Here is a 13,125-nt window from a genome sequence, read left to right on the forward strand (position 1 = left end):
TTGTGTGAACATTCTGCAATACAAAATCTGCGGTAACAATCGGATACATAGGGATTATGCAAATCCTGAACTGTAGACAGGAGGCCGAATCATGAAAATTGTCATTGTCGATGATCATCCTTTAGTACGGAAAGGACTCGCTGCGGTTATATCCATGCAGCCCAATGTTCAGTTCGCGGGAGAGGCCCAGAATCAACAGGAAGCACTTGCGGTGATCGAGGAAACGGATCCGGATTTGGTGCTGCTGGATTTGAAATTAGCTGATGAATCAGGTCTGGATATTATCAAGATAGCGCGCGGACGCGGGTTCAAAAGCAAATTTATTTTGCTGACCTCTTCTGCAACACGTGAAGATTTTCTGAAAGCGGAGGAAGCCTCTGTGGACGGTTACGTGCTTAAGGAGGCTTTGCCTGAGGAACTAATTTACGCGATTCATCTTGTCAACAAAGGACGCAAATATTATGATCCGGCTATTCTCGAAAATAAGCTGCGTGAAGATGCTGGCAATCTCACGGACGACCTGACACCCAAGGAAAAGGAAGTGCTGGTCGAGCTGGGACAAGGGGCTTGCAATCGTGAAATAGCATCCCGGTTATTTATCAGTGAGTTCACCGTCAAAAAGCATGTCAGTCAGATCTTGGCCAAGCTGCGACTGGCAGATCGTACGCAGGCAGCATTATATGCCAATGCGATTGGTCTAGCGAAGTACGAGCCAACCAATATGATGATGCGCTAACCCCATAAGCTACGCAGTAGTTTCAATATGCGAGTGGTATAGAGAAATCCTCAAAATCACCAACTTTGGTGGTTTTGAGGATTTTTTCTTGTGTATTTACCATAATCGACAAAGTATGGTACAAAAGTATACCATGCCGTGTCCAAAAGTATACATCTCCCTTCCTCTGTAGTGAGGGAGAAAGTGCCGTTCGGTTCCATGTCGTTAATACAACGGATTGTTACAATTAGATCATACTTAAAATAAGAAGAGAAATTGTATGGGAGGGAGGATTTTTGTGGAGAAAACCATTTTGGATTATCTAGTCCTGATCAAAAAAAGATTGTGGCTGATTGCGATTTTTGTCATTCTCTCATGTGTAACGACTTACATTGTGAGCGACAATGTCGTAAAGCCAGTCTACTCCGCTTCAAGCCAACTGCTGGTTAATCATATTTCCGCCAAGCAGGGGAGTAACAATCTGAATGACGTCAACACAAGTCTTAATTTGGTGGAAAGCTACAAGCAAATTCTCACTTCACCTAAAATTATGGACGCTGTGGTAGCGACTCATCCTGAGTTCAATTTGACGTCGCAAAAGTTGGCAGAGAAGCTGCAAATTAAATCCTCGGATAAAAGTCAGGTAATCGGCTTGACGTTTGAGGCAGGGAATTATCCCCAGGCCGCAGCGGTTGTAAACGCAGTAACCCAGAAATTCGTGCAGACGGTTCCGGGATTGATGGAATTAAATAATGTGAAAATTTTAAATGAAGCGGACCCGCAAGCCAATCCTGACCCGATTAATGGGAATCCGCTCATGAATATTGCGATTAGTTTTCTCGTATCGCTGATGATTGCGCTGGGCACGATTGTGTTCCTGGAAAGCATTAACGGCACGCTGCGCACGGAAAAAGAAGCGGATGCAGACATCGGCATTCCGGTAATTGCATCGATTCCTGTCATTCGCAAGAAGGACATCGATGGAGTGGCCGGAAATTCCAAAGAACGGGTAGGGGAGCGTAAATATGCTGCGATTGAATGACATGTTGATTACAGAAAGTAATCCATCATCGTATATCTCGGAATCATTTCGATCCCTCCGTACATACATCCGGCAGCAGGTGGTCGGGCAAAAGGACCGTGGGACGGTTCTTTTGTTAACCTCGCCGGAAAGCGGAGCGGGGAAAACAACAATGATCGCCAACATCGGAGTTTCCTTTGCTCAAGAAGGCAAGAAGGTGGCTCTGGTGGATTGCAATCTGCATAAACCAGCGCTGCACGAGATATTCGGAATGGAGAATACCGGAGGTCTATCGGCTTATTTGCGCGGTGGGGCTTCTTCCAAATCTATCGTTAGGCATGGTGGACTGGAACTATCGGTTGTTCCTGGTGGGGACAGTCTGTATAACGCAGCAGATCTGCTCGGTAGCGAACGTATGGCAGAGCTGTTGGAAGAACTCAAACGTGAATATGACATCATATTACTCGATTCGGCGCCAGCGCTGTATTATACGGATGCTCGCCTGATTGCAGGCTTGACGGATGGTGTGATTCTCGTTGCCAAACATGGCCGGACCAAACGGGAAGATCTACGCAAAACGAAGCAACTCATGGAGCAGGCTAGCGCGACGCTGGTTGGAATTGTGATGAATCAGGTGAAGTAAGCAACACCAAAATTCGATGAAGCAAGGAGAATGAGTGCGATGATGAAAAAAGTGAAAAAGGCCATTATTCCAGCAGCAGGATTGGGAACGCGCTTCCTCCCTGCCACCAAAGCAATGCCTAAGGAAATGCTCCCGATTATCAATAAGCCTACGATTCAATATATCGTGGAAGAAGCGATTGCTTCTGGTATCGAGGACATCATTATCGTTACGGGTAAAGGTAAACGTGCCATTGAGGACCACTTTGACAACGCATTTGAGCTGGAATCCAAACTGCTCGAGGACGGTAAGCTGAAGCTTCTGGAGGAAGTACAGCGTTCTTCAGGTGTGGAAATTCATTACATTCGCCAGAAAGAACCCAAAGGTCTTGGACATGCGGTATGGTGCGCAAGACGCTTTATCGGGGACGAGCCATTTGGTGTGCTGCTGGGCGACGATATCGTAACAGGTCAAAAACCTTGCCTGCGCCAGCTGATGGATCAATATGAGGAAACGCAAAACTCTGTGATCGGTGTGCAGCGGGTACCACAGGAATTCACGAACCGGTATGGCATCATTGAACCGGACCAACAGGACGGACGATTGTACCGAGTGAATAATTTTATTGAAAAACCGGCTCCAGGCACAGCCCCATCCGATTTGGCTATTATGGGTCGCTATGTGTTCTCACCGAAAATTTTCAAATATCTTGATCTTCAGGAAAAAGGAGCTGGCGGCGAAATTCAGTTGACGGATGCGATCCAAAAGCTGAATCAGAGTGAACGTGTGTACGCCTACGACTTTGAAGGCACGCGTTATGACGTAGGTGAACGTCTTGGATATATTTTAACCACTCTTGAATTTGCACTTGCCAGCGATGATTTGAAGTATCCGGTTATGGAGGCCATGAATGAATGGCTGAAAAAAACCGAGAAAGCAACCACAGCGGGTTGAGAGGAGGTACGTCAGCATGAGCATGGAAAATTTACCGGAGGATGGCGAGGCTGTCATGTCAGGTAAAGCGTTTTACATGCCATACGGAAATACACAAATTCAGGATAAAACGTCCTACCTGGTCACAAAACGCCTCCTTGATATGCTGCTGTCTTTTGTGGGCTTAATTGTCTTGCTTCCATTGTTTGCAGTGGTGGCCATTCTGATTAAGCTCGAAGACCCAAAGGGAAGTGTGTTTTTCAAGCAAACTCGGGTGGGCAAGAATGAGAAGTTATTCGATATGTATAAATTCCGTTCAATGGTGTCCAATGCCGAGGAACTGAAAAAGGACCTGATGGAGCTGAATGAAGTGAGCGGCGCCATGTTCAAAATTAAAAACGATCCTCGGATCACGAAAATTGGCAGTTTTCTGCGCAAGACGAGTATTGATGAGATTCCGCAGCTGTGGAATGTGTTGGTTGGAGACATGACTTTAGTCGGTCCGCGTCCGCCGTTGCCCAGCGAGGTTGAGCAATACTCCGATTATGACAAGCAGCGCCTGATTGTAACACCGGGATGTACGGGTTACTGGCAGGTGAGCGCACGTAACAGTGTAGGCTTCGAAGAAATGGTGCAAATGGATTTGAAGTATATTCATGTTCGCAATACGTGGCTCGATCTGAAAATCATCATGAAAACAGGCGTTAAAATGCTGTTCTCCAAGGATGCTTACTGATGGATGCATTTAAGCGATGTCCCGCAGTGTCCGTCGTTATTTGCACCTATAACCGGGCGGACCTGCTGGAGAAAACGTTAATGTCTCTACTGAAGCTGGAAGACCTTGCACTGGCTGAGATCATTGTGGTCGATAACCGATCCACCGATCATACAGCAGCGACGATCAAAAGATTCACCGTTGCGCATGGTCAGCATATTCATCTTCGGTATCATTATGAGCGCGAACAAGGACTGTCTGCCGCTCGTAATGCTGGCATTACGTTATCAAAAGCAGACGTCATTGCTTTTCTGGATGATGATGCAATTCCGTGTGTTACATGGCTGCAAACGATTATGTCGGCCTTTGGGAACAATCCCGAGCTAACGGCTATGGGTGGGAAGATTGATCCTAAGTTTGAGACGGAACGGCCGAACTGGTTGACAGGGCCGCTTGAACTGCCCTACACGATTATTGATCTGGGGAAATCCGTTCGGGAATATCCGGCGGGCCTGAATCCATTTGGGGCGAATATGGCTATGCGCAAAACGGCTTTCGCCGCCGTCATGTTCCCGCTTCACTTGGGCAGAAAGGGAGATATCCTCCTATCTGGTGAAGAATCGTGGGTATTTGAGCAAATCCGTAAAAATGGTGGAACGATTATGTATCATCCGCACATGGCTGTAGAACATTTTGTTCCGGCTTCACGCTTAACGAGAGAATGGATCTTGAATCGCTACTATTGTCAGGGCATGTCTAATGCTGCTCAGGCTACAGGTCTGCGCGGCAACGCGGTGCTGATGGCAAAAGTGGCAGCCAAAGTGTTATACATCACGGTGGATTCCCTGCTGGCACGTACTGAGGGCAGGAAGCTGTTGAATCGGTGCAGGCTTGAAAATATCCGCGGAACGCTGGATACACTGCGCAACCGGAAAAGCGAGTCAGCTGCGGGGTGAAAGATTGAACATGAGTAACTATCCTTGGACTTCCAGAATAAACACGATACAGCATGTTTTTATTTTTCTACTAGGCGCTCTTGCTGTAGGAATTGCAGCTACCTATCAACCTGTGGTCAGTATTGCGGCGGTATGCTTACTGCTTTTGTTGGCTGTCTCTATCCATCATCCAGAGCGCATTAGCTATGCGGTTTTGCTAAGCACAGCGGTCTCGGTCGATTCTCTGTATCAGGGTGGCGTGTTCGGCATTGAGATATTGTCATTGTACAAATTGGGCATTTTGGCTCTGCTAGTGCCCTGCATGCTCGTGTATGGCATTCGTCTCAAGTTCAGCTATCCAGTCTGGGCATTGGTGATCATGCTGGGGATTACATTTGGATTTTCAGCATGGCTGCCTTTGTTAACGACCTCGATTGCCGTCAAGGCGTTCGTGGGACTATCACTGCCCTTCTTTTTTTTACTGATCCAGTGGAAAAAGGATGTGGCGGAAAAGCATATTCGACTGATCAGCCTGTTGCCGATTATTAGTGTGATCATTGGATTAGGCTTGCAGGTTTTAGGATTGCACTCATTTACGGATGTGGAATTTACGGGCGCAGTCAGAGTACAAGGAGCGAACATACCGCCGCATTTGGCAATGCTCTCCTTTCTCGGAATTGCCGTCTCTCTGATTGAGGTCAAGCGCAAACCTAGGCAAGCTGCTTTTTATTACACGGTGTTGGCCCTGAACTTTCTAATCCTGATCGCCACCGGTACACGTGGGCCGATTCTGGCATTGCTATTAATGTTTGCTGTGTATCTGTTTGATATTGCCCGTCAGTACCTCAAGGGAAAAGTCAATTATTTGCTACCGCTGGCCGGATCGTTTTTGGTTGCTCTGGGGGCGGTGGCCCTACAATGGAACAATTTAAAAAAACGCTCCTTCGAACGGGAGACCGACACAGGCATTGACCTATCGGGACGCTCGGAGGCATGGGAATATTTTTTGAACAGAGTACATGATTACCCTTGGTCAGGCAGAGGCCTTGGCGCGGTAACGGTTGCGAACGACGGGACGTTATTCAATGGTTTTGTTGTACCGCATAACGAGTATATACGATTTTATTTTGATACCGGATATATCGGTTGCGGGCTATTAATGCTTTCATTACTGATCGTGTTCGCTCTCATTTACCGGTCACTTGCCAAGTCTATCAAACCTTATTTTGCAACTTTAATTGCAGGTTTTTTGATCTATTCGTTTTCAGATAATACGTTGTCGACGGTTCAGATGATTATTCCGTTTTGCTGGTATTTGAACGCATTATACCAGACATCTACTCAAACCGATTTTCGCAAAGAGAAGTGATACGATGAGCAGAGTGAACATGTTCGATGTCAACTTTGATAATTACGATTTTAATGATCTACTCGAATTTATAGATACTTCTATTGAGCATCAGCGTCATTCCTACATTTTGACCTGTAATGTCGATCATGTGATCAAGCTTCGTAAGGATGATGAATTCCGCAAGGTATATTCGGATGCCGGAGCTGTAGTGGCTGATGGAATGCCTATCATTTGGGCGTCTAAGTTGCTGAAAAAGCCCCTCAAACAAAAAGTGTCAGGGTCCGATTTGTTCACCCGACTGGGAGAGGCTTTTGAGGATCGGGGCTATCGCTTGTTTTTTCTGGGTGCAGCTGACGGTATTCCTGAGAAGGCTATGCTTAATCTCCAGGAATCCTATCCAAACATGAATGTAGTAGGCTGCTATTCTCCTTCTTATGGTTTTGAGAAAAACGAAGAGGAGAACAGATACATTATCCAGTTGCTTCAAGAGGCTCGCCCAGACATCGTTTTTGTAGGTGTAGGAGCACCGAAGCAGGAAAAATGGATTTACAGATATTATGAGACTTACCGCGCTCCAGTTTCGATTGGGGTGGGAGCGACCTTTGATTTCCTGTCGGGAAATGTAAAGAGAGCACCGGAGCTGATGCAGAAGACAGGATTTGAATGGTTTTGGAGGTTGTCTCAGGAGCCTAAACGATTGTGGAAAAGATATTTGATTGAGGATTCCCAGTTCCTCGTTCTGCTGTTTAAAGAGATGTTCAAGCGGAAGCGGATGAAGGGAGGCCAGGGGTGAGAAACATGAGTCGGTTGGCAGATCAGCAGATTTCCTTCTGGCTAGGAAGTCGGCGTGGAATCGGCATGATCGGCATGGGGGTGCTGGCTTGTATGCTACCACTCGCCATCGGATTTGTCAGCGCCAAGATGAATCCCACCACGAGCCAGCAAGGAGCCATATTGCTGGCGATCGTTTTTCCAGCCTTCCTGCTGGCGATCTTGCAATCACGGCTATTGATTTCTTACACATTGGTGGTGTGGGCAGTAGGCCCGGAAATCCGCCGCATTGCAGATTGGTTGGAGGGAACGTATCACTCGGTTTCCTTGTTGAGCGTAGCGCCGCTGCTGGTAAGCAGCATGCTGATCATTCCTGTGCTGCGGGGGATTCATCTGGCGGAAAAGCCATTAACCCGGATTGCTGTATTTTTCGGCATAGAGTTGGCCTACGGAAGTGTGGTCGGGTTATTCAAAAATGGTATTGTTTTTGCTTATGATTTGGCCAATTATGTGGTTCCATTGCTTCTATTGCCTTATCTTGCGATTAAGCCTATGAAAGCCAAGGAGCTGGACCGACTGCTGTATTCATACGCCAACATTGCTGTTCTAGTAGCGATATACGGCATTATTCAGTACTTGACGGTGCCTCCTTGGGATGCATTTTGGATGAATCATGTGGAAATGAATTCCATTGGCGTGCCAGAACCGCTTCAAATTAGAGTGTTTTCTTCCATGAACTCGCCCGGCCCATGCGCTATTTTCCTGGCAATGGCACTTGTACCAATGCTGATGGAGAAACGGTGGCGAGGCACATTGGGATGGATTGGAGTCCTGCTAACAGTCGTTTGTCTCTTGGTCACGCTCGTACGTTCAGCCTGGCTGATTGCATTCGTCATGTTGCTGGCTTACATCCTCAGCTCATCCTCCAAAGGAAAGTGGAAGACCCTGTTTCAACTTGCTATCGTCGGTCTTCTTCTCTATATCATCGTTCCAAAACTTCCGGGGGCAGAAGGTTTGGTGGCTCGCATGCAGACGTTGACAGATATTCAACAGGATCATTCATACAATGAACGTTTGGATCTACTGCATACAATGCTTCCGGCGATTACTAACAATCCGGTCGGGCAGGGGATCGGGAGTGTAGGTATCGGAACCAAGCTTGATAACGGCGGCGATCTCGGTGAACTTGGGATTATGGATAATGGATATATTGCCATTTTCCTCACCTTCGGTATTTGCGGAGCATTCTTTTTCTTCGGTGGTCTGTTCGTTATCATCAAGCGCCTTCTCGTCCGTATTGCCGAACGGAATTCCAGTCAGCCTTATATCAGACTGGCGTTGGCTACATGGGCCGGAGCTGTAGCCAGTCTCATATCGGATAATGGTTTCCCCGGTATGCGCGGCTATTTGATCTGGATGATGATCGGAATAGGACTATGGGCAAAAGATGTCATCGCGGAAAGAAGGTAAAGGCTGTGCAAAACTTACAAGCATTATCCGCACCTGTCCGGACACTATGGTCCACGGTGATTCGGTTTGCCAAAAGCAAGGATAACAGCTCTGCAGCAGTAAAAACGATGATATTCAGTATGCTGATTCTCGTCGTGAATATGCTGACTGGTGTGCTGACGGCACGATTCTTGGGTCCTACTGGACGCGGGGAACAGACAGCGATGGTGAACTGGTCCCAATTTCTTGCCTTCTGCATGAGCTTCGGTGTTCCATCTGCATTGATATACAATGCCAAAAGGAAACCTGAGGAAACGGGTAAGCTGTATGGTCTGGCCTTGCTGCTGGCTACGGTATTCGGGGGAATGGCGACACTCGTCGGAGTATTTCTAATTCCTTATTGGCTGCGCTCTTTTTCTTCATCGGTCATACTTTTCGCGCAGTGTTCTATGATGATGTGTCCGCTCATAGCGATTTCACAGATCAATAATGCATTGCTTCAAGTTCGCTCGGAATATAAACAATACAATTTATTCCGGTACCTGGTACCACTAAGTACACTGCTGGGTCTGGCGATTCTGATCCTGACGGGGACAATGAATCCGTACACCTCAGCATTGGCTTACTTACTGCCAGGCTTGCCGATCTATATCGGTGTCACGATACGAATGATTCGGCTGTACAAACCAAAGGTGAAGAACAGCTGGACGCAATTTAAAAATCTCTTTACCTACGGTATGGGTTCATACGGGAATGATCTCATGGGGCAGGTTTCCACTTACATTGACCAGATTTTGATTGCAGGTCTGCTCAGACCTGCTGATCTCGGTTTATATGCGGTAGCGGTCAGCCTGGCCCGGATGGTGAATGTATTTTCAACCTCGATCATTGTCGTGTTGTTTCCCAAAGCCTCTGGTCTGGATAAGGAAGAGGCAGTGGCCATAACATTCCGGGCATTTAGAGTGACTTCAACGGCAACCTTTTTGGCTGCGGTGATGTTAATGCTGGTTGCTCCGTTCGTATTTACATTGTTATATGGTCAAGAGTTTAAACAAGCGCTTACGGTATTCCGGTTTCTGGTGCTTGAGGTTGCTATCAGTGGAGGTACCATGGTGCTGGCACAACAATTTATGGCGCTGGGTAAGCCCAAACTGGTTACCATTCTACAGGGTGTCGGATTGGCGCTCGTCATTCCATTGCTGTCCATACTCGTGCCGAGATATGGATTGACGGGTGCAGGGATAGCAATGCTGTCTTCGGGGATTTTACGGTTCGTTTTCATTTTATGTAATGTTAAGTTCGTTCTAAAAATGAAAATTCCAAGACTGCTTATTTCCAAACAAGATTTTCAATGGCTCCGATCAACGATGTCACACTACATCCGGAAAAAGCCAGTTAACGGTTAGATAAAGAAGGAGGCACCCGCTAATGAACCACATGTCTAGCGTTCCCGCGGACAACCGGATATCCGTAGTTATTATCGCTCAGGATGATGGCACTCGAATTACAGCCGCCATTAAATCCTGTCAGCCCTTTGCGGACGATATCGTCGTCATTGACGGAGGGAGCAAAGACAATACGATTCAGGTAGCTGAATCATTGGGCTGTCGGGTGTTTTCCAACCCATGGCCTGGTTATGCCAAACAGCGCATGTTTGGTGTTGATAAAGCGGAATTTGATTGGATTTTCCTGATTGATACAGACGAAGTAGTGGATGCAGAGTTGCTTGGTGACTTGTTGAAAGTAAAGGAAACGCTCCACGATCCGGCCAAAGCCTATTCTGTATTTCGCATTGGCGATTTTCTCGGCAAATGGATGAACAAAGGCGAGTATTTGGTTCGTTTGTACAATCGGCGAATTTATGGCATTACGAATAGTCTTGTTCATGAAATGCCGGATGTAGCCTCTTCCCAGATCATCAATCTGGAGGGCGTGTTATGGCACTATGGCTTCCGCAGCATCAGCGATCATATGACCCGTTTTAACAAATATACGGATCTGGAAGCAGAGACGGCATTTAACAAAGGAAGATCCTTTCGGATTACCAGACTGTTGTGGAGGCCGCCTGCCCGCTTTGTACAGAAGTATTTTGTTCAAGGCTTATACCGCAAGGGGTTGGCGGGTTTTGCCGTAGCCGTTTTCTGGGTGATGTATGAGTTTCTCGTCTGCTTCAAGCATTATGAGTTAACCAAGCGGCGAAAAAAGATTGAAGTTGTGGATGGCGGACAAACCGAGCAGAAAGGAGAAACCAGCTATGTCGTACAATAACGGATTTCGTATTGCGGCAACCGGGCTGAGCTGGCCGTCCTTGCAGCCAGGAGGTCTCAACACATATTTCAAATCCATCTGTGAGCAGCTTACGCTAGAGCGCAATACGCTGGATGCTTTAATCTGTAGTGATGAGCAGCCTCAGGCGCCTGAACGTATTCGTATTCATTCAATTGGTAGCAAGCAGCAATCCATCTGGAAGCGTCGAGAGCTGATGCAAAAATATGCAGCAGAACTGTTCGACAAGCAACCGATAGATGTGCTGTATTCCCACTTTGCTCCCTATAGTGTCGGACCGGCACTGGAGGCGAAAAAAAGAGGAATCCCGGTCGTTACCACCTTCCACGGACCGTGGACGGAGGAAATGAAGATTGAAGGACAGGGAATTAAGCATTTTCTTAAAACGACGTTGGCCAAATCCATTGAAATGAAAGCTTATGGTTTGGCGGATAAATTTATAGTGCTAAGCGAGACTTTTCGGGATATTTTACATGAGCACTATAAAGTTCCACTTAGTAAAATTCATATTATTCCTGGTGCGGCGAATGTAGAAAGGTTCCATCCGGCAGAGGATCAGGAGGCCGTACGGAAGCGGCTGAATTTGCCGCAAAATGCGACGATTGTGCTAACCGTTCGTCGTCTTGTTAATCGCATGGGACTGCTACAGCTGCTTGAAGCATGGCGGCGAGTAACCGAGCGACACCCTGATCATCTGCTGCTGATTGGTGGGAAGGGCCCCTTGATGGAGGAATTGGCTTCCAAGGTGGCGGAATACAATCTTCATAATCACGTAAGATTGCTTGGTTATGTGTCGGATGAGGAGCTGCCCCTGTACCATCAAGCCTCGAACTTGTTCGTTGTGCCAACACAGGCACTAGAGGGTTTCGGTCTGATTACAGTCGAGGCGATGGCCTCGGGACTACCGGTGCTGGCCACTCCTGTAGGCGGCAACAAGGAAATCTTAAGAAGATTCCGTCCTGAGCTTTTGTTCCAGGGGACGGACAGTGAAGCCATTGCTGCTGGGCTGCTGCGTGTGCTGGATCATCGTGAACTTCTACCGAATGCACGGGAATGCCGGGACCATGTCCTGAGCAGATACACATGGGGACATGTAGCGGAGCAGGTAGAAGAGGTGTTCCGACAGGTCCTTGACAGAAAGGCGGCGGCGAAATGATGAGAGTAGCTTATATTGACCATACGGCAAGATGGAGCGGCGGCGAAGTCGCTTTGTATAACATCCTGACGAATATTGGGGAACATATCGACCCGCTCGTTATTTTGGCGGAGGAGGGCGATTTGGCGGATCGGCTTCGGCAGCGTGATATTGATGTGCGCATCGTTCCACTAGATGATTCGATTCGCAATCGAGGACGAAATGCTGTTAATCTGGGTGCGCCTGCAGCAGCCTTTCGATTGCTGGCTTACGGCAGAAAACTCGCGCCATTGCTGCGTGAGGAAAAAGTCGTGTGTGTGCATACGAACTCACTCAAATCTGCACTGTATGGTGCAGTAGCCGCCAAATCGGCGAAGCTGCCGTTGATCTGGCATATCCGTGACCACATCGGTCCGCCGTATCTGAAGCCGATTGTAGCCAAAGGGATTCGGCTGATGTCCCGCTTTTTGCCTAACGGTGTGATTGCCAATTCCAAATCCACGCTGAGTGCATTGGAATTACCCCCGGACAAAAAGACGCTCGTCGTCTACTCCGCTTTTGCCAAAGCAATTACGGCTCGTGATTCGGCTGCGCATTTGCGTGGCGATGACTCGTTTAACGTCGTATTGGTCGGCAGATTGGCGGAATGGAAGGGACAACATATTTTATTGGAAGCGGCACGTTCTTTTTTACCAGATCAGCGTGTGAAATTCTGGCTGGCTGGAGATGCGTTGTTCGGAGAAGAGGAATACAAACAACGATTGGAATCCACGATGCGCGAATATGGGTTGACCAACGTCAATCTGATGGGACACGTCGATGACATTCAGGGACTGATGCAGCGCTGTGACCTGCTAATTCATACTTCCATTACACCGGAGCCATTCGGTCAAGTCATTATTGAGGGAATGGCTGCAGGTTTGCCAGTGATCGCTTCAAACGAAGGTGGTCCCAAGGAAACGGTGGTACCTAATGAAACCGGGCTGCTCATTGAACCGGGAGACCCGGCCAAGCTGGAAGAAGCCATCCGCTGGATGCTGGAGCATCCACAGGAACGTCAGCAGATGGGTGAGAGAGGGATGGAACGGGTCAAGAAGCATTTTGTCATCGAGAACACTGTTAAGGATATAGTTCATTACTATAAGGGTTTGTTGGCAGGAGTCTGACCGACATTCGCGTTAAAGGATGATTC

General features: G+C 47.6%; 13 protein-coding genes. All 13 read left to right on the forward strand.

The features are described from left to right. Window positions 1-91: 91 nt before the first annotated feature. The 13 genes from HFE01_RS01005 to HFE01_RS01065 all read left to right on the forward strand — a co-directional run bounded on the left by HFE01_RS01005 (window position 92) and on the right by HFE01_RS01065 (window position 13,099). Complete coding sequence (locus HFE01_RS01005; RefSeq protein ID WP_107734037.1) at window positions 92-736, forward strand: response regulator; 645 nt, start codon at window positions 92-94, stop codon at window positions 734-736. 277 nt (window positions 737-1,013) lie between these two features. Further along, window positions 1,014-1,757: a YveK family protein gene (locus HFE01_RS01010; protein ID WP_013369812.1), complete on the forward strand. Its 744-nt coding sequence runs from the start codon at window positions 1,014-1,016 to the stop codon at window positions 1,755-1,757. Continuing rightward, a complete protein-coding gene (locus tag HFE01_RS01015; RefSeq protein ID WP_107734036.1) occupies window positions 1,741-2,379 on the forward strand; it encodes a CpsD/CapB family tyrosine-protein kinase in 639 nt (212 codons plus the stop codon). The genes HFE01_RS01010 and HFE01_RS01015 overlap by 17 nt, the downstream gene beginning before the upstream one ends. 42 nt (window positions 2,380-2,421) lie before the next feature. Then, entirely contained in the window at window positions 2,422-3,312 is an 891-nt protein-coding gene (gene galU, locus HFE01_RS01020) for a UTP--glucose-1-phosphate uridylyltransferase GalU (RefSeq protein ID WP_025364257.1), read from the forward strand. 16 nt (window positions 3,313-3,328) lie between these two features. After that, complete coding sequence (locus tag HFE01_RS01025; protein WP_013369815.1) at window positions 3,329-4,027, forward strand: sugar transferase; 699 nt, start codon at window positions 3,329-3,331, stop codon at window positions 4,025-4,027. Then, a complete protein-coding gene (locus tag HFE01_RS01030; RefSeq protein WP_019686405.1) occupies window positions 4,027-4,962 on the forward strand; it encodes a glycosyltransferase in 936 nt (311 codons plus the stop codon). Before HFE01_RS01025 ends, HFE01_RS01030 begins: the two co-directional genes overlap by 1 nt. A gap of 10 nt (window positions 4,963-4,972) precedes the next feature. Beyond that, complete coding sequence (locus tag HFE01_RS01035; RefSeq protein WP_107734035.1) at window positions 4,973-6,310, forward strand: O-antigen ligase family protein; 1,338 nt, start codon at window positions 4,973-4,975, stop codon at window positions 6,308-6,310. 4 nt (window positions 6,311-6,314) lie between these two features. Then, window positions 6,315-7,085, forward strand: coding sequence for a WecB/TagA/CpsF family glycosyltransferase (locus HFE01_RS01040; RefSeq protein WP_014599532.1), 771 nt, complete (start codon window positions 6,315-6,317; stop codon window positions 7,083-7,085). Between the two features lie 5 nt (window positions 7,086-7,090). Then, a complete protein-coding gene (locus HFE01_RS01045; protein ID WP_025364259.1) occupies window positions 7,091-8,533 on the forward strand; it encodes an O-antigen ligase family protein in 1,443 nt (480 codons plus the stop codon). Window positions 8,534-8,538: 5 nt separating this feature from the next. After that, window positions 8,539-9,918, forward strand: coding sequence for a lipopolysaccharide biosynthesis protein (locus HFE01_RS01050; RefSeq protein WP_016821254.1), 1,380 nt, complete (start codon window positions 8,539-8,541; stop codon window positions 9,916-9,918). Between the two features lie 22 nt (window positions 9,919-9,940). After that, entirely contained in the window at window positions 9,941-10,780 is an 840-nt protein-coding gene (locus HFE01_RS01055) for a glycosyltransferase family 2 protein (RefSeq protein WP_016821253.1), read from the forward strand. Beyond that, a complete protein-coding gene (locus HFE01_RS01060; protein WP_107734034.1) occupies window positions 10,767-11,954 on the forward strand; it encodes a glycosyltransferase family 4 protein in 1,188 nt (395 codons plus the stop codon). Before HFE01_RS01055 ends, HFE01_RS01060 begins: the two co-directional genes overlap by 14 nt. After that, the gene (locus HFE01_RS01065; RefSeq protein WP_016821251.1) at window positions 11,951-13,099 is read left to right on the forward strand and encodes a glycosyltransferase family 4 protein; all 1,149 of its coding nucleotides are present in this window, start codon (window positions 11,951-11,953) and stop codon (window positions 13,097-13,099) included. The genes HFE01_RS01060 and HFE01_RS01065 overlap by 4 nt, the downstream gene beginning before the upstream one ends. The last annotated feature ends 26 nt before the right edge of the window (window positions 13,100-13,125 follow it).

This window comes from Paenibacillus sp. EKM10P, assembly GCF_011800655.1.
Classification (GTDB): Bacteria; Bacillota; Bacilli; order Paenibacillales; family Paenibacillaceae; genus Paenibacillus; species Paenibacillus polymyxa.